Here is a 20,729-nt window from a genome sequence, read left to right as displayed (position 1 = left end):
TAAGGAGGTTTTTTTGTGCCTAAATCACAGTAAACGCTCATAAACGAAAATAAAAGATGATCACAAACGAAAGCTGAGTTACGATTGTTTCATGTTCAAAAATGCTCGTTCGCTCACCAAGAGGTCAAATTTATGAGTATCCAACACAGTGCTGCTGCAGCGAATATGTCTGAAATTCTAGACTTGATCGTCATCGGTGGCGGCATTAATGGCGCAGGTATCGCAGCGGATGCTGCAGGTCGTGGGCTTGCTGTCGGTCTATACGAAGCTAATGATTTTGCATCGGCAACATCATCGGCAAGTTCAAAACTGATTCATGGTGGTTTACGCTATCTTGAGCACTACGAATTTCGTTTGGTCTCAGAAGCATTGGCTGAGCGTGAGGTCTTGCTAAGAAAAGCCCCTCATGTGGCCAACCCTATGCGATTTCGCTTACCCCATCGCCCATTTTTACGCCCAGCATGGATGATTCGCTGCGGCCTATTCCTTTATGACAATCTGGGGAAACGCACAACATTACCGGCAAGTACTAGCGTAGATCTTGCAAAATCAGGCCTTCTAAAGCCCGAAATGAAAAAGGGTTTTGAGTATTCAGATTGCTGGGTCGATGACGCACGATTGGTTTTACTCAATGTTCTAGCCGCCAAAGAGAATAAGGCTGAAATACGTAATTACTGCCGTGTTGAGCAAGCTCAACGAGAAAATGGCCTGTGGCGTGTGACGATCCATGACGTGATGACAGGGCAGCGCTTTGAGCGTAAAGCGAAAGCCTTAGTCAATGCCGCTGGACCTTGGGTTAAACAATTCTTCGATGATGGTTTAGAGCAAGACTCACCACGCAATATTCGTTTGATCAAAGGCTCACACATCGTAGTGCCACGTATTCACGATGAACCTCAAGCGTACATTCTGCAGAACAAAGATAACCGCATTGTATTTATGATCCCTTATTTAGACAAGTTTTCGATCATTGGCACAACGGATGTTGAGTACAAAGGCGATCCGCGTGAAGTGGCGATTTCAGACGATGAAGTGGATTACTTGATCGATATTGTGAACCAGCATTTCGTCCACCAGCTCAAACGTGATGATGTGGTATGGAGCTACAGCGGAGTTCGCCCACTCTGTGATGATGAATCTGACTCTCCTCAAGCAATCACTCGCGATTACACGCTCGAGTTAGATGCAGAACTTGACCAAGCCCCACTGCTTTCGGTGTTTGGCGGTAAGCTCACCACCTACCGAAAATTGGGTGAAGCAGCTTTAGATAAGCTCGAGCCTTTCTTGCCGAACATGGGTGGTCGATGGACAGCGAATCAAGCTCTGCCAGGAGGTAACTTTAGCTGCAGCCGAGAGCAGCTAGCACAAACGATTCAAGCGAAATACCACTGGTTACCTGAAGCGCTCATTCTTCGTTATGTCACCCAGTTTGGTACTTGCACTTGGCAGTTGTTAGAAGGCAAAAACAGCGTGGCGGATATGGGTGAACAATTCTCTGTCGAAGCTCACGGTGTGTATCAGGCCGAAATAGACTATTTGGTTAACCATGAATTTGCGGTCACGGAAGAGGACATTTTGTGGCGTCGTACTAAGCTTGGTCTTTACCTTTCAGACGATGAGCAACAGGCGCTAAACCAATACCTGAAGCAGACGATGCAAGATAAGGTCGTCACGATCAGTAAGATCAATAAGGCCGGTTAATGCTCGTTTAACTGATATAAAAAGGCTTGGTCGCCCAACAGCGCCAAGCCTTTTCTTTACTTTCTTTGGCTCTTAACCTGGATGGCCGTCCACCCTCGGTTTCATTAGCATTGCGCCAAACTTATAAACAAACAGACCAAACGCGAGTGCCCAAAGGCCTGCGCTGATGTTAACCCACAAGATCATGTTGGCAGGATCAAATGCCACACCTAAGCTGCGAACCAATGCGGCAACAATCACGGCTAAGAATGCCACGGCCATATTAGGACCTTCATAAATGGCTCGGCCAGTGTGACCCATTGTCACTCGGGCGATCATCGCCAAAATCACCCCACCGATAGCACCTATAGCAAACAGGTGTAGTAGATTATGCGCTGCAAATGGATTATCGATTAAACCACGCAGTAACAGGCTGATTGGAATACACAGATAGGTCGCATGCAAAGACCACACGAGCGGTTCGCTCATAGTTCTCCACGGTTGCCAACGCATCACGCGCACCAGATGCGCAAGGCCTGAAACGACCATGAGCGGCTGACCTAACTGAGCAAATGTCATCGGGAAGAAGCTCAAAATAAACAATCCTGCTAATGGCAAGTTTGCCACCCAATCCAGCCACACTATCGGCTGAGGCTTTTCAAAGTTGAAGCGGCGGGCGGTAAAGAATGGAATCACTCGACTGCCCATAATCGACAGCAGCAACGTAAACCACCAAAGCATCGCCTGCCACACGGCTGACGCAGGAAACGGCGGCAGTCCTTTAATGGCGGCGTAGCTAGCAAAGTTCGCCCCGATCGCTAAAACAAACAGCGGAACAAAAAATAGGTTACGCCACCCTTTTGATTTTACGACGCGATATCCAATTTCATAGGCGGTTAACGCTAGAAACAGGGCTTCAATGCTTGATATCAACCACAGTGGCGTTGGGGTCCAAAACAGCACTCTTGGCAATAACCAAAGTGCAACTAGCAAGCCCAAACGGTAATGTTTGGTACCGTTAACGCCTGTCCAGGTTTGCACTGCGGTTAAGACGAAACCAGCTACAATCGCCATCGCAAAGCCAAATAACATTTCATGCACGTGCCACCAAAGTGCCGGTACTTTAAGCGCAGCAGGTTGGCCTGACTGGAACATCCACACCCAAAGCACGATGGAGATTACGGCATAAAGAGAGCCAAGTAAGAAGAAAGGTCTAAAACCTAAACGCAGTAGAGGTGGGATTGCCTCTTCGACTTTTTTGTCTGTAATATTGAGCACTGAGTGACTCCTAAGCCATTCATAATCGGATACAACTCTCTATCGCAAGAAATGTTCCAAGTTAACAGTCCCCGTATCTATTGGGCTTTCGTTAACTCCCATCCTCACAAAGAGTCATTTTGACCACAAAAATAAGAGTCATAATGACTCACTTATGTATTATGTAGACTTTCTTTTTCTCATCAATCTCGGTAGGTTTAAACATCAAGACCACCATCACTGAAAGGAGACCAGGATGGCAAACTACATCTTCGGCTATGGCAGCTTAATGAATTCCGCTTCACGTCAGTTGACGGGGCAAACCTCACCCGCGATTCCAGCCGTGGCGCATGGATTAAAACGCTACTGGGGTAAGGTCGATGACAGCTATATTCTTTCGCCATTGGTGGTCAATAAAGGAGAAGGCTTAGTCAACGGCGTACTGCTAGAGGTAAGTGAAGCTGGGTTAAAAGAGTTTGATGTTCGCGAACGGGGCTACCACCGTATTACCATCGCAATCAATGACATCGACAGTCAATTTACGCTGTCACCGGATGATCATATTTGGGTATACGTGAAAGATGACTTAGAGCCACCGTGTACTTTCAGCCCAATCATGCAAACCTATGTCGACACAGTGCTCGCGGGTTGTTTGGAGATCTCTGAACAATTCGCTAAGCAGTTTATTGAACACACCGTCGGCTGGCACTTCCCGATGGAAAATGATCGCCATCAGCCTAAATACGGCAATTTAGCCGGGGTAACACCTGAGCATCATGGTCAAATTGATGCCCTTATCGCAGAGGCTCGAGGCTAAATTGAAGCCAAATAAACAAAGGCCCTAGTGAGTTCACTAGGGCCTAAATTTTTATAGGGCAATATAAATGGAGTTACGCCACACCGTGACCTTTCGATGCAACCCAAATGCGATACCACTGCTCTTGAGTTAGCGTGAGCTCTAGTGCACCAAGCGCACTTTGTACGCGTTCAATATTACCACTGCCTATAATTGGTACTGGCTTCGCTGGCATTTTCATTACCCAAGCAAAGATAACCTGATCGATAGAACGTGCGCCAATTTCATCGGCAATGTCCGTTAACGTGTCACGCAGACGAGTCATTTGCTCACTGTTGTCTGTGAACAGTCGACCACCCGCCAAACACGACCACGCCATAGGTTGAACACGTTGCTGTTGCAGCTGATCTAACGTCCCATCTTCGGTGACTTGTAGGTTCACTGGGTTGATTTCCACTTGGTTGGTAATGAGTGGCGCATCCAAACGAGACTGAAGTAAATCAAATTGGCTAGGTGTAAAGTTCGACACGCCGAAGTGCTTCACTTTACCCGCAGCTTTAAGTTGTTCAAATGCGCTTGCCGCTTCATCGGCATCCATTAATAAATCTGGGCGATGCAATAGCAATACATCTAGGTGATCTGTATTTAAACGTTCTAGTGACTCATCGACCGACTTTAAAATCGCCGCTTTGCTGCTGTCATAGAAATTCACCTGCTTGCCTTCACCACGGTAGATACCGCACTTAGAGACAATTTCAATCTGGTCACGCAAGCTTGAATCCAAAGCTAACACTTCACCAAACATGCGCTCACATGCTGAGTCCGGGCCATACACCGGAGCATGGTCGACAGTGGTGATGCCGAGTTCGATATGCTGCTTAACAAACGCATGTTGCTGCTGAGTGTTCATTCCCCACTCTGCCATGCGCCAGTAACCTTGAATCATTGGTGAAAACACCGGATGTGACTTCTGCATCGTTGTATTCCTATTTCGTTCAGCACTGCGCTGATGAGTATTTTAACTCCCTCCACTATACGCCTCGGCTCTGGCGCTATTAAGCCCATATTCGAGAAAAGATAATTTTGTATAACGAACAATCATCAAGTTTTAATCTTCTATATTGAACTATAATCCCACTTCATCCTTCTATTATTGACCCAATATCCGCCACCAGCATGCATAAAAAACACAAGCGATTTGAGCGCTACGCGCTGTTTAGTGAAGTCGCTAATCAGCTCAGTTTCTCGAAAGCCGCAGAAAGCCTTGGTATCTCAAGAAGCTACCTTTCGTCTCAGATTCATCAACTAGAACAAGAGTTAGAAACAAGTCTGTTGATTCGCTCAACTCGCAGCGTGCGCTTAACCTACGCTGGAGAAAAAATTCTCGAAAAGATGCAAGGTATCAACAGATCTATTTTGCAATTAGAAAAAGAGCTAGAGCACACCAAAACCGAAGTAAGTGGTTTACTGCGAATTACCGCTCCGACTATTTTTAGCCACCGATATTTGATTGATATCTGTCGTGACTTTCAGGCGCAGCACCCCAACATCGAATTTGACCTCGACATTGGATATAACCGTGAAGATCTGACCAAAAGTAATTTTGACTTGGCGATCCGCGCCACCAACACGCCACCTGACAATATGATTGCCAAAAAACTGATGCCATATCGCCATGTTTGCTGTGCTTCGAGAGAGTATTTGGATCATCATGGGCTTCCTACTCACCCTGATCATTTAACTCAGCATAACTGCCTATCTGATCCGCACCTGACTCAATGGTCTTTCACCAAAGACAATCAACGACTAGAGGTAGGAACAACTGGCAACATGCTGATCAGCGATAATCTGTTGTTGCTTGAATCGGCTAAAAAGGGACAAGGCATCATAAAGATGCCGTGTTATTTGGTGCAACCAGCCCTAGACAGTGGCGAGCTTATAGAGGTCCTCAGTGATTACTTCATTGCTCAAAGCGCTATCTATATGATTTATCCGCCTCAGCTTCGACGCAGTACAAAATTGTCCGCATTTACCGATTTTATGCTGCAATCTTTTATGCAATGACGGAACGAACTTTTACTGGCTGATAAAACGAAAAAAGCCACTTCTGACTAAGCAGAAGTGGCTGTCGAATTCCGACAAAGTAGTTAACAAGAATAGTTAGGACTGGATAAATTCTTACGCCATTTCAGCGACAGCAACCGGTGCTGGGTTACGAATTAGGTAATCAAAGGCACCTAGACTCGCTTTTGCACCCTCACCCATCGCAATGATGATTTGCTTGTAAGGAACCGTTGTTACATCACCCGCTGCAAACACACCTCTCATTGTTGTTGCGCCATGGGCATCAATCTCAATTTCGCCACGTGGTGACAGTTCAACCTTAGTACCTTTTAGCCATTCGCTGTTTGGCATTAGACCGATTTGAACGAAGATACCCGCAAGTTCAATCTGTTTTAGCTCACCTGTATTGCGATCTTTGTACTCAAGACCAGTTACTCGGTTACCATCACCCAGCACTTGTGTGGTTTGTGCCATTTTGATGATTTCGATGTTTGGCGTTGCGTTCGCTTTGTCGATAAGCACTTGGTCTGCACGCAGAGTATCTGCAAACTCTAGAACCGTTACGTGTTCAACAATACCTGATAGGTCAATCGCCGCTTCGATACCTGAGTTACCACCACCGATTACCGCAGTCTTCTTACCTTTGAACAGTGGACCGTCACAGTGTGGGCAGTAAGCGACACCTTTGTTGCGGTACTCTTGCTCTCCTGGAACGTTCATTTCACGCCAGCGTGCACCTGTGCTCGTGATTACCGTACGAGCTTTCAGAACTGCGCCGCTTTCTAGTTCAACGTGGATGTAACCATCTTCTGTCTCTTCTGCATCAATGATGTTGGCAGCGCGTTGCTCTGTCATCACCTCAACACCGTACTCTTTTACGTGCTCTTCTAGGCTAGCCACCAGCTTAGGACCTGTTGTTGCCTTCACTGAGATAAAGTTTTCAATCGCCATGGTATCCATTACTTGGCCACCGAATCGGTCAGCAACCACACCAGTACGAATGCCTTTACGAGCTGCATAGATAGCCGCTGAAGAACCCGCAGGACCGCCACCAACAACAAGAACGTCGAATGGTGCTTGCTCGCTTAGACTCGCCGCTTTTTTCTCAGCTGCGCCTGAATCCACTTTGTTTAAGATTTCAGCTAGCGACATGCGGCCTTGGCCAAATAGCTCACCGTTCACAAATACACTTGGTACTGCCATGATGTCGCGTGATTTCACTTCATCTTGGAACGCTGCACCATCAATCATGGTGGTTTTAACTAATGGGTTGATTGCTGACATCATGTTGAACGCCTGAACCACTTCTGGACAGTTCTGACATGAAAGCGAGATAAAGATTTCTACATCTAACGCTTTATCCAATGCTTGAATCTGTTCAATAACCTCTGCTTCAAGTTTGATAGGGTGACCACCGCTGTGCAGTAGTGCGAGAACAAGAGAAGTAAACTCATGTCCCATTGGTAGACCAGCAAAATTAATCGATGTGCCTTTTGCTTTGTTCACGACTTGCATGATTGGCTTGCGAGCACTTGCGTTGTCATCGCGCGTCACTTCAATCTTGTCTGTCAGTGATGCGATATCGCTTGCTAAGTCTTGCAGCTTAGTTGCTGTCTCGCTGTCATCTAGGCTAAGAACTAGCTGTACATCGGTCTTAAGGTTTTCTAGGTATGCTTTTAGCTGCTGCTTCATTGCTTGATCTAACATGGGAATGCCTACTCTTAATATCTTGTCTAATTTATTGTTAGTGCGCTCTGTTGCGCTAATGGGGTTATTTTGCCCCTAGCGACTAAATTGGTAAATTTGAACATTTCTATTGTTTTGATAGGTAAAACCTACTAGTAAGATCGCCATGGTCGTTTGCATAAAAAAGCCTCTGAATATCAATATTCAGAGGCTAAATTTAGAGGCGTTTATTCAATCGCTAGTGCTTGATAAAGCTCTCTTTAATAAAGGTAAACCGCACCGGATTTGCTCACCGAGTTATCTTCAGCATCCCCGCCAATCCCTGTTGCGCCACTTTGTTCTTCAATACTGCTGACAGCTAGTGTCGAACCGTCTCCAGAGAGCGCGAGAGAACGTCCAAATCGATCTTCAGCGTCTGTGTTAGGCGCTTTAATATAAGCACCTTCGACCCAAGTACCATTGGTATCTAGGTAATAGCTGTACACCGCACCTGACTTAATTGCACTGTTATCGCCTGGATTACCTTCCAGGCCCACACTACTGCTGCCTTCAAAATAGGCGCCCACAACAAGCTGCATACCATCATCCGACAGCGCATTTGAAAATCCAAAAGAGTCTTGAATATCAACCATATTACTTGCTTTTATGTAAGCGTGTTGCTGCCAAGCCCCGTCGAAACCAAAGATATAAACGGCTCCTGATTGTGGCGCAAAGTTATCCAATTGATTCCCACCAATTCCAGAGGAAGAGCTCCCTTCCCCGAAAGCGCCCACTGATAAGGTCGATCCATCTTGCGACAGGGAAATAGAAGAACCGAATTTATCTGCTAGCCCGGTATTACTTGCTTTAATATAGGAGCCTGGAGTCCAAACCTGACCTGAACGAGTGTAGATATAAACTGCACCTGAGTTAGATAGGTTATCATTAGCCTGATCACCATCGATCCCCGTCGCATCGCTCGATTCACTAATACTGCCAACCGCTAGCGTATTGCCATCACCTGAGAGATCCAAAGCATAGCCAAACATATCGCCATTATCAGAGGTAACAGTCGCTTTAATATAAGCTTGTTGGGACCAAATATAATTGTTTAACGCAAACACGTAGACTGCACCAGTCTCGGTCATCGAATTATCTGCATCATCACCGCCCACACCAGTCGCATTGCTGTCTTCCTCAATCGCCGCGACCGCTAACGTCGCACCATCATCCGATAAGGCAACTTGCCAGCCAAATTCATCAGCAACATCAGGTTCACTGGCTTTAATATAGCTATGTTGCGTCCAAACACCATCGCTATCACGCTCGAAGACATATACCGCCCCAGACTTTGCTCGACTATTATTGCTGCCATCACCATTGATGCCCTTAGCATCACTGTCTTCATATTTGGCGCCAACGACTAATGTATTGCCATCAGCCGATAAAGCAATCGACGTACCGAATTGATCTTTATTATCCGCATTATCTGCCTTGATGTAGGCTTGTTGGTGCCATTCACCATCTTGATTGGCAAAGACATACACCGCCCCCGAGTTATCACCATCATTATTGTCGAGGCCATCAATACCTTGTGAGTCGCTATCCTCATGAATTGCACTCACCGCGAGTGTTTTGCCATCTTTAGATAGTGCGACTGATGTACCAAATTCATCATCAATATCGGTATTGCTGGCCTTAAAATAACCAATACTATCAACTAGGTTGCCTGAAATACCCACTGCAGTTGAATACACACAAGCTGAAGGCTTACAGGTTCTCAGCATATACTGGGCATCGGTACGCGCGAAAAGTGGCACAGACAAAGTAAACGTGTTCTCATCGGGTTGAATAATCGGACTAACTTGGGTAAAGCCCGACTGGCCATCAACGTTTTCCCATAACGTATAATGTGTCGCGCCCTCTACACCATCCCAACTAAACTCAAACGTTTTCATTTGAGTGTTATTCAATGAAAGTTCAGGTGAGGGAAAGGCTTGATCAGCGTCAGAGCAAGCGACTAAAAAGCAGCAAAATATCGAAATAAGAACAGTCTTCATTGGTAATCCTGAAGCAACAACTAATTTGGGTACAGTTTAAAAAAGCCAAACAGAATACAACTCTGCATGTAAAAAGTTAACCCCCTCTAAAGAGGTAACCAGTACACTGTCCTCCGCCACTTGGTTTAAAATGCAAAAAAGCCACACCGTTAAACGATGTGGCTTTGATTTTAATTAGGTCGGCACACCGAGCCCTTTAGGAGCTCAGACTCGATGTACCTAAGACGTTATCGTCTAATTAAATTTTACCTACTAGGTCTAGAGATGGTGCTAGAGTCTCTTCGCCTTCTTTCCATTTAGCTGGGCATACTTCGCCTGGGTTGTTTGCAACGTACTGTGCAGCTTTTACTTTACGTAGTAGGTCTTCTGCGTCACGGCCGATACCTTCTGCAGTGATTTCCATTGCTTGGATAACACCTTGTGGGTCGATTAGGAACGTTGCACGGTCAGCAAGACCTTGACCTTCACGCATTACGTTGAAGTTGTTTGTGATAGTGCCAGTTTGGTCACCTACCATGAAGTACTCGATAGTACCGATCTTGTCAGAAGTATCGTGCCACGCTTTGTGAGAGAAGTGAGTGTCAGTTGATACGGAGTAAACTTCAACGCCACGAGATTGTAGCTCTGCGTATTTTTCTTGTAGGTCAACGAGCTCAGTAGGACATACGAAAGTGAAGTCTGCTGGGTAGAAGAAGAATACTGCCCACTTACCTTTCACGTCTTGCTCAGTGATTTCTACGAATTCGCCGTTTTTGAATGCTGTTGCGTTGAATGGTTTGATTTCTGTGTTGATCATGATGTTCTCTCTTTCTAATTTAGTGTTTGTGAACGCTGCTCTGCGTTGATGTGGTTATATTGCCCTGACAGCGTTGATTGGTAAATTTGAACGTTTCTATTGCTCTAATAGGGAATATCTATCAAATGAAAAAGGCAAAACCTATCAAACCCAATTGATGATAGGAAAAGTGAGAGAAAGTTGAGTGGCAGTCGAATGCTGAGGTAAAGTACCTCTGATCACCCCACAACCCTAAGACAATGTTAGTAATTCGCTTAAACAGTTTTGTTCATCGAGTGCCAGATAAGGCATTAATCATTCAGCAAGCAAACGAGTCTGGCTGCCAGCTCAAGCGGATTCGACGTTCTCGTAACTGGCAATTATCGGGGGAAGAAGCTCAGCTAAAGGCATTGATTACGTTGTTGATGGATGAAGCCCATCAGTGGGTCGTCAAAGAAATCGATAAAGCCCTGCCTAAACCAGAAATCTGCTTAGCGAGCCTTATTGAGAAAACACCATCAGTCACGGTCAACCAATTGGTCACGCAAACAGGGTGCACAATGAGTGAAGCTCGCCAAGCCATAGACCTATATGAAGGGTTTGATTAACGTACAATATCAGTGACGATTTGGCGTAAACAAATGCTCTTTTCTTCGTATTGATTGCTCTTTAAGTAGAGCAATCGAATATCAAAATCCGGCACTTCTACTGGGGTTGCCGCTGTCATTAGGCCATGGCTGTGGGTTTCCATTTCGGCAAATCGCTTTGGCACAATACAAATAAGCTGACGCCCGAGCAGCAGCCGACGCACCGTTAAAAAGTTTCTTGAAGCCACCCCAACTCTGCGCTCATAGCCAAGCTTAGATAAACGCTTATCCACTTGGGTTTGTAAACTGCCATCAGGGCTAACCAGTGCGTGTTCAACACTGACAAATGCTTCTAGCGTTAACGGACTAGGTAACGTCATCGCTTGTGGATCAAACAAGCACAAGTGTTGCTCAGTATAAAGGTGTTCAGACAAAAAGCGTCGATTTAGGTTGTCGATACTGCCAATCACTACATCGAGTTTTTCGCTCTCAGCAATATCTAAGTAGTTACTGCGATTGACGTTGTAAAAACTCACCTGAGACTGTGGCGCTGCACTTTTTAGTGCGTCATAAAGTTGAGGGGCAAACAGCTGCTCTGCGTAGTCGGTTAAGCCGATTCGCCAAGCCCCTTGATAGGTTTGTGGGCTAAAGTGCTTTTTAATCAACAGATCATTTTTGATGCTGCCAAGTAAACGGTCGATCAATGGCGCGATTTCGTGGGAGCGTAATGTCGGTTCCATCTTGATCCCAGCACGCTCAAACAATGGATCATCAAACAGGGTCCGCATACGCTGCAGCGTGTGGCTCATGGCAGATTGACTTACAAAGCAATGCTCAGCTGCTTGGCTAACACTCTTGGTTTGGTACAGGGCTTGAAACGCCACTAGCAAATTTAGATCAACGCCTTTCCAATTAAACTCTCTCATCGCCACTCCATCCCATTTTATTCATAGAGTATATTAAAACTATCAATTTGAGTCATGTGTGCGAATTACGTAAATTGTCACCACTATTTTTAGATGAGTAATGCAATCATGCTGACAATTTTCAAAACCTTTTTCTGGCTTGGCTGGATTAGCTTTGGTGGCCCTGCGGCGCACATTGGCTATTTCCGCAATACCTTTGTTGAAAAGCTAAAGTGGCTAGATGATAAAGAATATGGACAGATCGTCGCATTAAGTCAGTTTTTGCCAGGTCCGGGCTCTAGTCAGGTCGGCTTTGCCTTGGGCTACAAGCGTGGCGGTTTAGGCGGCGCATGTATGGCGTTTCTTGGCTTTACCTTACCATCGGTTCTGATTATGTTGGCGCTTGCGATACTCAGCAGCCAGCTTACCGAAACCGCCTTGTTTCAAAACATTGTCCACGGATTAAAACTGCTGGCAGTGGTGGTGGTTGCGGATGCTGCTTGGGGCATGTACAAGAACTTCTGTAAGGAAAAGCTGGCTGTCGCACTCTGCGTGATGACGGCGGTAGCCTTGCTGGTTGTGCCAAGTATCGCGACACAAATGGTGGTATTAGTCGTAGCTGCGCTTATTGGCATGAAAACGTTAGGCAATGCCAATGAAGAGTACCAAGGTAAGTTCGAACCATCCTTCGCACCGCTGATTTTGTTCGCTGCTTTACTTTTTGGCCTACCGTTACTCGCAAGCACATTGCCAGCCATTGGCCTGTTTAATGACTTCTTCCAAGCGGGTAGTTTAGTGTTTGGTGGTGGTCACGTGGTTCTGCCATTACTGCAAAACATTGTCGGCGACCAACTGACCCAAGACGCCTTCCTAACGGGTTATGCGGCGGCTCAAGCGGTTCCAGGACCGATGTTTACCTTTGCTACGTACATTGGTTATGAGTTACTGCCATCAGCACCAATTGCAGGTGCATTGATTGCCACTGTGGCTGTTTTCCTGCCAGGCTTTTTACTGCTGCTGGGCGTATTGAAGAACTGGCAATCTCTGGCTCAAAACCCGAAAGTCTCGGGCGCAGTGAATGGCGTGAATGCTGCGGTAGTTGGTTTGCTTGTTGCGGCCTTGTACCAGCCAGTATTTACCAGTGCGGTACTTAATCCTTTAGATCTCGCTTTTGTTTTAGTTGGCTTCTACCTACTTAAGCAGCACAAGCTTCCTATCATTTGGATGGTGGTGTTCTTTATGCTTACCGGCATTGCGGGTGGCTACATCGCATAAATAACCAAATCAAAATTGAAAAGGGAGAGCCAAACGCTCTCCCTTGCATTAATCGAGATAACACTACTCTTTGTTCATCTCGCCTTCTCTTACCAACGCTAATGCCCGCTCAAGGTTTTCATTAGCAACCTTGTAATAAGTACTCTTACTATCAATGGCTTGTTGCAAATAAGGAACGGCTTGCTCTGGCTTTCCTTGGAGTATCAAAAAGTAGCCAACATTGTTAAGAGCCTCTGGTTTATCCATGTGACGAGAAAAAACATTAATCGCCCTTGGAATTTCTCCTTTCGCTAAGTAAATCAACGCAAGGTTATTCAGTGCCTTATCGTTGGTTGGATCTTTCTCCAGCGCTTCTAAGGTAAATCGTTGTGCTTTACGGTAATCACCAGACATATAAAACGAATAGCCAACGTTGGTTAATGTCTTCGATGAGCTCGAATCAATACTCAATGCTTGCTTATAAAAAGCTTGAGCAAGGTTATGATCTTTCTCTAGGTCAGCGATCACCCCTAGCCCCATGTAAGCAAACTCTGGTGAGCGTGAATCACTTTTAAGCAGAGCCACTTCTTTAGACGTCAGCAGATCTTTTCCAACTAACGTGTCACTGTTTCCAAAACGTATTTGGTCTGCATTAATCGCTCGTAGAAAGTAGCTTTTCCCTTGCTCAATATCACCATTTTTACTGTGAATTGAGCCAAGTTGTTCTAACACCTCCACATTATTCGGGTTCTCTTCCAGGGCCAACAAGTAGGCTTTATCGGCCAGGGTCAAATTGTTTCGCGATTGGTGGATGCGGCCAATGTTATACAGAGAACGGTCTCGAAATTGTCCATTTTCAAACGACAGCGAGCGAATGTACTCATACAAAGCTAAATCAACATTCCCTGAACTGAGCGCAGTATCCCCTCGCATGATCGCTTCTTTTTCTGTTTTTGGCGGCTCTTCCGATGAGAGAGTATCAATCGGTTTACCATCGTATAGCGAGGTGTCTAGGCTTGGTTCTTTAGATGCACATGCAGCCAACAACAGCGCACAGAGTGTAACGGTAACAACATTCAATCCTTTCATATTGTGTCCTTATTTCCCCAGCGTCGAGGATAGCATCAACATAGAGGGCCCTATCGCAACGATAAAGAAACAAGGCCAGATAAAGACAAGCAGTGGGAAAATCATTTTCGTCGGGATCTTAGCTGCTATTTCTTCAATCTCTTGATTGCGCTTATCACGATAATCTTCAGTATATTCACGTAACGTTTGAGAGAGACTCCCGCCAATTCGAGAGGCGTGAGCCAACATAGTGACAAGGCCCGCAATCTCCGTCAGACCAGTTCTTGTCACAAGATCATTAAATGCATCCGACATCTCAACACCAGCACTGATCTTGACACATACTGTATCTAATTCGTCGGCAAAATCGGGGTGGGAAATGGTCAACTCATCCGCCACCCGGCGAATCGCAGCGTTAAAACCTAGACCAGATTCAGTACAGACCACCAGCAAATCGAGTGCATCAGGGATACCACCACGGATTTTTCGCTGCCGCTTGTCGACCATCCTACCCAATATGACATTAGGTAAGAATAGACCAAATGCAACGCTCCCCATCATGATCAAATTGCGCATAGAAATGTCGGGAGCAAAGAAGTAGACACTGGCGGCCATTAAAAAGCCGATCACGACCGAAATTCCTTTCATGGCATAAAAAAAGGTCAAAGCACTGGCATCATGATACCCCGCATGCATTAACTTAACGCGGATGGTTTCATTCTCTTTTTCATTGGACGACTTCATTGCCGGAGCAAGAGATTCCAATGATTTTTCTAAACGACTGACCTTTTTGGCGGTCCCTATCGCCGACGTGTCTTTTAAGCTCGCCAAACGGGTTCTTAACGGCGACCGAGAGCTAATTAGCAGCATCGATAAGGTAAAGATCAACAAGACCGTCGCAATCAGAATCACAGCTAAGAAAAAGGTTTGTTCATCAATATTAAACGAAGAGACTAAATCTAAAATAGACTCCATATCACACCTCGAAATTGATGATGTTTCGAATCCACATTGCGCCAATAAAGAGGCTAACCACCCCACCGCTGACTAACGTCATCCCTCTTGGGTCGGTGTAAAGTGGCGCAACATATTCTGGATTGATGAAACTCAGAAAAACAAACAGAGCAAACGGCGACAGAACTAAGATCCACGCTGATAAACGACTCTCAGCAGACAGCGTTTTTATTTTTCGTTGCAACTTAAATCGAGCGCGAAGCACCTTGGACACTTTTTCGAGGTTTTCAGACAAGTTACCACCCGTCTCTTTTTGCAAAATAACCGCACTGGAAAAAGCCAACATAGAAACCGTCGGGGTTCGCTCGGCCATCTGCATAATGGCCATACGCATGTCATAACCATAGTTGAGCAAGTTAAAGGTGTTTTTGAACTCCACACCAATTGGCGCGGGCATTTCCATCCCAACTTCGTTAAAGGCTTGTGTTACAGGCTGACCGGCTTGCAACATCCGGCGCATAATATCGAGCGCTTCAGGCAGTTGCTCCTCAAACGCAGCAAGACGATCTGAAATTTTTTTCCCAAGCCAAAAATACAAACAGACCCAAACAGCCACAATGGCGGCTAAGCCAACATAAATAGGCTGACCGAGTAACATCGTAATTAAAAAACCACTGACTGATAGGCAAGATGTGGTCACTAAGGTTTGAGTTAAACTCCAATCATAGCCCGAAAGCTCAATCAACTTTTTCAGCGAAGAAAACACCTCATAGTTAACAAGTCTCCTATCCCATGGGGTTAGGCTTTTTAGGTAATGCTCTTGAAGTAATGAGCGGGCTTCCTCATCCAGTTTTGATTGTGATTCTTTCAGTCGTTCGGAGAGCTCTTTGTGCTTAGCTTTGCTACCTGCTGCGGGTAAGATCAACGCTTGTGATATGAAAACCACAGCGAAAAAAAGCAAGACGAAAAAGAGTGTTGCATCGAGCTGCATAACCCCCTCCTTTATGAGATTGACTCATTAAAAATTTCAAATGGCAGATGAAGCCCTTTTTTTGACAGGTGATCGTGACATTGAGGAACCACACCCGTCGCAGTGAAATACCCCATCACATTCCCTTCTTCATCCATTCCTTTACGGTGGAACTTGAAGATTTCCGACATGGTGATGATCTCTCCTTCCATGCCATTGATCTCACAAATACTCACCATGCGGCGTTTACCATCTTCTTGTCGTTCCATTTGAACAACAAGATGGATAGCAGAAGCAATCTGAGAGCGAAGGTTTTTCGCACTCATATTCCAGCCCGCCATTGCAAACATATTCTCGACCCTTGAAAGGGCATCACGAGGTGTGTTGGCGTGAATGGTCGCCAGTGATCCATCGTGACCGGTATTCATTGCCGCTAGCATATCCACGGCCTCTGCACCACGAACCTCCCCAAGAACAATCCGATCAGGTCGCATACGCAGGGAGTTTTTTACTAAATCACGCTGAGTAATTTCCCCTTTCCCTTCTAAATTAGCTGGACGAGTTTCCAAGCGAACCACGTGAGGCTGTTGGAGCTGCAGCTCTGCCGAGTCTTCGATAGTAACAATGCGGTCATCGGAGGGAATAAAGTTAGAAAAGATGTTCAAAGTGGTCGTTTTACCTGAACCCGTACCACCAGAAATCAGCACATTCATCGCTCCGGTCACAGCAGCCTCAACAAACTTGGCCATTTCAGGTGAGAGCGAATTGAAGTTAAGAAGGTTATCCATGTTGAGCTTTTCTACTGCGAAACGGCGAATGGATACCGATGACCCATCCAGTGCTAACGGGGGGATAATTGCATTCACACGTGAGCCATCAACAAGCCGGGCATCCACCATAGGTGATGCTTCATCCACCCGGCGACCTACTTGGCTCACAATGCGGTCAAGAATATTTCTTAAGTGCCGCTCATCAAGGAATGTATAGGGGGTAAGTTCAAGCTTACCTCTTCGCTCAACAAACACATGCTTAGGGCCGTTGACCAAAATATCAGAAACGGTGGCATCATTAAGAAGTGGCTCCAGTGGACCTAACCCAAACACTTCATCTTCAATTTGTTGGATCACACGCTTGCGCCCCTCAGCACTCAAGGCATGGGTTTGGTCATCGGCCATGAGTTGAATGATCGCATCATGAAGTTCGGTCTTGGCTCTTTCATTTTCTAAACTAGCCAATAGCCCTAAATCCAATGTTTCCAGCAGTCTTTGGTGATAGTAATGCTTCACGGAGAGCTCAAGCTCAAGCTGTTTTTTTGCCTCTTCAATGGCATGCCCTTTCGCTTTCGCTTCTTGCTTTTTACGCTCTTGATAACTGCCCGCAGCTTCGGAAGGAACCGCCTCTTCCGCTACAACTTTTTCAGGCTCAGCAGAAACCTGTGCTTGCTGCTTTTCGGCATCAGCCACTTTTTGTTGTAGATCGGGGCTTATATTTTTCCGTTTAAAGAACATGAAAAATCCTTTCTCAATCTGGATTGCTTACGAGAATAACCGTTTGAACCAACCCTTTTCCTCTTCTACTTCGGGCTGTAGAGAATCAGCGAGCTTACTAATCGATTTAGAAATAGAACTGTTCTTTTTCGCTTCGATATAAGGACGCCCCAAATTGGCGCTTTCTAATGCGATTTTGAACTCATTTGGAATCGTGTAGACCTTAATGCTGCCCACGGTATCTTGGATATCTTTTAGTTTTATCGACTGACGCTTTTCGTATCGGTTTACGACGACTTCTACTTGATCTTTGGTGATGCCAAACTCAAACGTCAGCACCTTTAATATCTGTGTGGTATTTTTAACCGCCACTAGGTTTTGTTGCGTGATCAGAAAAATGTTAGTTGCCGGGGAAATAACGCCGCCAAACTGACGATCTAAGCCACGAGATAAATCAATGATCACAACAGGGTAGCGCTCTCTCAGCACCGGAATAAGCTTGCTAATGTGCGCAATTTTTTCGAAGTTCTCATGGCTGTTTTCTCGCTTGAACCCGATCAAATGCAGGCCCGATTCATGCTTGGTGACCAAACTGCCTAGTGACACTTCATCAAGGTCGGCGACATTAGCAATCGCATCAGCCAATCCGTACGTACAATGTACATTGAGATAGTCTTCTATCACGCCAAATTGCATATCAAGATCAACCAACAGCACTTCATCAGGCCGATCTTTGGCTATTTTGATCGCCGTGTTCAATGCAATTAGCGAAGCACCTGCGCCGCCCTTAGTGTTCATGAACACGATCATCTCACCTAAGTTTCTACTGGCGACCTTCTCTTCAGCTAAATTGCGCAGCATAGGGATAAGTTCATCAATCACCGCTTTATCAGAGATGAAGTCAACCGCACCAATACGCAAGGCAATTTTCAACGCGCCATTATCATTTTCATTACCAAATACAATGAGAGACGCTTCATGGGCTGTGTCATTCGACTCTGGAGATTCATATTGCTGAAGCTCAACAATCTTCTGAGCCCAATTGGGCCCTGTCTCAACAAAGATCAAATCAGGAGGAGAAAAGTGGGCGAGATTAGCCACCACCAAGCCATGGAATGAAATCATTTCAAAAGTCACGCTCTGGCATTTTGAAAGTTCATGGCTGATATGAAGATGAAACGCATCAGATGAGTAAAATACCCAAATCGTTAAATTGGTTTTTAGTCTGATAGGGCTATCTCCATTTGGTGTTAGCTTTACAGCTTCTCCCATACTGTTTTCTCCTAGCTGTCCTTGCTAATGCGAAGTGTTTTATTGTTGTTATCTAGTATTAAGTGTAGGAACTCGCTCACTATTTGCCATTTCAAAGAGCAGATTAATCCTCTAATTTCGTCCACTTATCTCCGCTAAAGAATAGCCATCCGCATCAAATTATTGACGAACATACGAACGCACGTTACTCAGCAAAAGAATCCAGCACCTGACTGTCTGTGCCCTTTAGATCGGAATCTTTTTTACCCGTATAAGTTTGATACGCCCCTTCCATTCGCTCACCACTACCTGACGGCACGAAGCCAAGGTTATCGATCGACGCATTCGGGTTATAGACCTGTTCCGTTTTAAGTTTTGCGACATGCCCACCTAACTGAGGAGCGTTGTTTACACAGCCCAAAGAGAAAATACAGAACAAACCAACAGGGATGACTTTGATTAATTGATTCATGCTTCCTCCTTAAAGACTGTGACCAAAGGTGCCTTCAGTGCCACCTTTAGAGTTGTCAACAAATGTTCCAATATTTTCTTCTGATGACGGCTGTTCATTGTTAAGTGGAGCAATATAAGCCCCTCGACCCAATAGGTAATATTCAAAATCATTTGGCTCAACAAAAGATTCCGTCGGCAGCGTAATTTTTCTGCGGTCTACCGGCTGGGCCAATCTTGGCGTCACTAGAATCACGAGTTCAGTTTCACCGGAAATATATTCTTGGCTGTTAAACATTTGACCAAGGACTGGGATATCACTGAACCCAGGCATTTCTTCCACCACATCACGCACGTTTTCACTCAGCAGCCCAGCAATACCTATGGTTTGCCCGTCTGCGAGTTCAAGTGTGGAAGAGGCACTGCGGCGAGTAATAGGAGGAATGACATACGTCCCATTTGTTCCTCCTGGAGCAAGTGTCAGTGACGTAGATGTCGCAATTTCACTCACGTCCACGGCCAAATTGAGATTGATTTTCTTGTCTGAAAGCACCGTTGGGATGAATTTCAGGCCCACACCATATTCTTTATACTCGATGGTGATACCATCATCATCAGGGACAGGAATGGGGAACTCACCACCCGCTAGAAACTCGGCTTTAGCGCCACTTAATGCGGTTAAGTTAGGCTCTGCTAACACCTTCGCCGTACCATTTTGTTTAGCGATATCGAGGGCAAAGGTAAACAAAGTATTGCTGTCAATAAAAGTGCCTAACAAGCCCGTGCTTTCAACCCCTGGCGCATTGAAGATTGGTCCAATGATCCCATTAACATCATCAATGACGCCACCAGCAGAGGTTCCCCCCCAGTTGAAGTTACCACCACTGGTTTGGAAAAAGTGGAAATTGGCATCAAACTTTCTCACTAAGCTGCGTTGCACTTCAGCAACCGTCACTTCAAGCATGACCTGCTGCGCGCCGCCAATCGTCATCAAGTTAATCACGCCAGTATCATTCACCTGCTTACTGAGCGAATCGTTACCCACATCGGCGACATCACCCGATGAGTATGTTTCTGCCACTCGAAGTGCAATATTCATTGCCGATTGCGAGCTAATTTGACCACTTAATATCAAACGATTCTGCGCACTATGCACTTCAATTTGTTCGTCTGGTAGAAACTCATACAGCTTTGCTTTCAAGCTATTAAGATCATGGGTCACTTCAATATTGATTGACTCAATTAACTGACCCCGGCTATCCCACGCCATTAAATTGGTGGAGCCCAGTTTCTTACCAATCAAAAAGAGTTCGTCGGATTTCAGCATAACAATATCAAGTACATCAGGATCCCCTAGAGACACCCTCTTCGCTTTCCCAGCCAAAGTGACGTGAGTCGATTTATGATGAGGAACTGTGACGATTTTCCCCGACTGTGTCGCTGAAAAGCTAGTACCACTGCTTAAAAGCGAAATGATGATTACAAATAGTATTTTTCTCATAGCTC

At 45.5% G+C, this 20,729-nt stretch carries 18 protein-coding genes; 5 read left to right on the top strand and 13 right to left on the bottom strand.

Going from position 1 to position 20,729, the window contains the following annotated elements; translation table 11 throughout:
- Window positions 1-132: 132 nt before the first annotated feature.
- Window positions 133-1,701, top strand: a complete 1,569-nt coding sequence (gene glpD, locus EJ063_RS12335) for a glycerol-3-phosphate dehydrogenase (RefSeq protein WP_126574585.1) — start codon at window positions 133-135, stop codon at window positions 1,699-1,701.
- Between the two features lie 72 nt (window positions 1,702-1,773).
- On the opposite strand, the gene EJ063_RS12330 is transcribed toward glpD, so the two are convergent.
- Window positions 1,774-2,958 carry an NnrS family protein gene (locus EJ063_RS12330; RefSeq protein ID WP_126574584.1) on the bottom strand — a complete coding sequence of 395 codons (1,185 nt, stop codon included), beginning with the start codon at window positions 2,956-2,958 and terminating at the stop codon, window positions 1,774-1,776.
- A gap of 235 nt (window positions 2,959-3,193) precedes the next feature.
- On the opposite strand from EJ063_RS12330, the gene EJ063_RS12325 reads away from it, so the two are divergent.
- Window positions 3,194-3,754 carry a gamma-glutamylcyclotransferase family protein gene (locus EJ063_RS12325; RefSeq protein ID WP_126574583.1) on the top strand — a complete coding sequence of 187 codons (561 nt, stop codon included), beginning with the start codon at window positions 3,194-3,196 and terminating at the stop codon, window positions 3,752-3,754.
- Between the two features lie 73 nt (window positions 3,755-3,827).
- Here the strand turns inward: EJ063_RS12325 and EJ063_RS12320 are convergent, their stop codons facing one another.
- The gene (locus EJ063_RS12320) at window positions 3,828-4,709 is read right to left on the bottom strand and encodes an aldo/keto reductase (protein WP_126574582.1); all 882 of its coding nucleotides are present in this window, start codon (window positions 4,707-4,709) and stop codon (window positions 3,828-3,830) included.
- Window positions 4,710-4,909: 200 nt separating this feature from the next.
- Here EJ063_RS12320 and EJ063_RS12315 point away from each other — a divergent pair, with 200 nt between their 5' ends.
- Window positions 4,910-5,797 (top strand): LysR family transcriptional regulator, encoded by an 888-nt coding sequence (locus EJ063_RS12315; RefSeq protein WP_126574581.1) that lies wholly within the window; start codon window positions 4,910-4,912, stop codon window positions 5,795-5,797.
- Window positions 5,798-5,911: 114 nt separating this feature from the next.
- Here EJ063_RS12315 and ahpF read toward each other — a convergent pair whose 3' ends face one another.
- The 3 genes from ahpF to ahpC form a co-directional block, all read right to left on the bottom strand.
- On the bottom strand, window positions 5,912-7,504 hold the full coding sequence (gene ahpF / locus EJ063_RS12310; protein WP_126574580.1) for an alkyl hydroperoxide reductase subunit F: 1,593 nt from the start codon (window positions 7,502-7,504) through the stop codon (window positions 5,912-5,914).
- Between the two features lie 239 nt (window positions 7,505-7,743).
- Window positions 7,744-9,522 (bottom strand): integrin, encoded by a 1,779-nt coding sequence (locus tag EJ063_RS12305; protein ID WP_126574579.1) that lies wholly within the window; start codon window positions 9,520-9,522, stop codon window positions 7,744-7,746.
- A gap of 238 nt (window positions 9,523-9,760) precedes the next feature.
- A complete protein-coding gene (gene ahpC, locus EJ063_RS12300; protein ID WP_004413034.1) occupies window positions 9,761-10,318 on the bottom strand; it encodes an alkyl hydroperoxide reductase subunit C in 558 nt (185 codons plus the stop codon).
- A 239-nt stretch (window positions 10,319-10,557) separates the two neighbouring features.
- Here ahpC and EJ063_RS12295 point away from each other — a divergent pair, with 239 nt between their 5' ends.
- Window positions 10,558-10,905, top strand: a complete 348-nt coding sequence (locus EJ063_RS12295) for a ribosome recycling factor family protein (RefSeq protein WP_126574578.1) — start codon at window positions 10,558-10,560, stop codon at window positions 10,903-10,905.
- Here EJ063_RS12295 and EJ063_RS12290 read toward each other — a convergent pair.
- Window positions 10,902-11,810 carry a LysR family transcriptional regulator gene (locus EJ063_RS12290; protein WP_126574577.1) on the bottom strand — a complete coding sequence of 303 codons (909 nt, stop codon included), beginning with the start codon at window positions 11,808-11,810 and terminating at the stop codon, window positions 10,902-10,904. The genes EJ063_RS12295 and EJ063_RS12290 overlap by 4 nt on opposite strands.
- A gap of 108 nt (window positions 11,811-11,918) precedes the next feature.
- On the opposite strand from EJ063_RS12290, the gene chrA reads away from it, so the two are divergent.
- On the top strand, window positions 11,919-13,064 hold the full coding sequence (gene chrA, locus EJ063_RS12285) for a chromate efflux transporter (RefSeq protein ID WP_126574576.1): 1,146 nt from the start codon (window positions 11,919-11,921) through the stop codon (window positions 13,062-13,064).
- 63 nt (window positions 13,065-13,127) lie between these two features.
- Here the strand turns inward: chrA and EJ063_RS12280 are convergent, their stop codons facing one another.
- From EJ063_RS12280 to EJ063_RS12250, 7 genes are all read right to left on the bottom strand, one after another.
- Window positions 13,128-14,132 (bottom strand): tetratricopeptide repeat protein, encoded by a 1,005-nt coding sequence (locus tag EJ063_RS12280; protein ID WP_126574575.1) that lies wholly within the window; start codon window positions 14,130-14,132, stop codon window positions 13,128-13,130.
- 9 nt (window positions 14,133-14,141) lie between these two features.
- The gene (locus EJ063_RS12275; RefSeq protein WP_126574574.1) at window positions 14,142-15,086 is read right to left on the bottom strand and encodes a type II secretion system F family protein; all 945 of its coding nucleotides are present in this window, start codon (window positions 15,084-15,086) and stop codon (window positions 14,142-14,144) included.
- Between the two features lies 1 nt (window position 15,087).
- On the bottom strand, window positions 15,088-16,056 hold the full coding sequence (locus EJ063_RS12270) for a type II secretion system F family protein (RefSeq protein WP_126574573.1): 969 nt from the start codon (window positions 16,054-16,056) through the stop codon (window positions 15,088-15,090).
- 11 nt (window positions 16,057-16,067) lie between these two features.
- Entirely contained in the window at window positions 16,068-17,543 is a 1,476-nt protein-coding gene (locus EJ063_RS12265; protein WP_126574572.1) for a TadA family conjugal transfer-associated ATPase, read from the bottom strand.
- A gap of 27 nt (window positions 17,544-17,570) precedes the next feature.
- On the bottom strand, window positions 17,571-18,794 hold the full coding sequence (locus tag EJ063_RS12260; RefSeq protein WP_126574571.1) for an AAA family ATPase: 1,224 nt from the start codon (window positions 18,792-18,794) through the stop codon (window positions 17,571-17,573).
- Between the two features lie 184 nt (window positions 18,795-18,978).
- Window positions 18,979-19,245: a hypothetical protein gene (locus tag EJ063_RS12255; RefSeq protein ID WP_126574570.1), complete on the bottom strand. Its 267-nt coding sequence runs from the start codon at window positions 19,243-19,245 to the stop codon at window positions 18,979-18,981.
- 9 nt (window positions 19,246-19,254) lie between these two features.
- Entirely contained in the window at window positions 19,255-20,724 is a 1,470-nt protein-coding gene (locus EJ063_RS12250) for a type II and III secretion system protein family protein (RefSeq protein ID WP_126574569.1), read from the bottom strand.
- Window positions 20,725-20,729 lie beyond the last annotated feature (5 nt).

Source organism: Vibrio aquaticus, assembly GCF_003970385.1.
GTDB lineage: Bacteria > Pseudomonadota > Gammaproteobacteria > Enterobacterales > Vibrionaceae > Vibrio > Vibrio aquaticus.
This window is presented reverse-complemented; position numbering and strand designations above follow the sequence as displayed.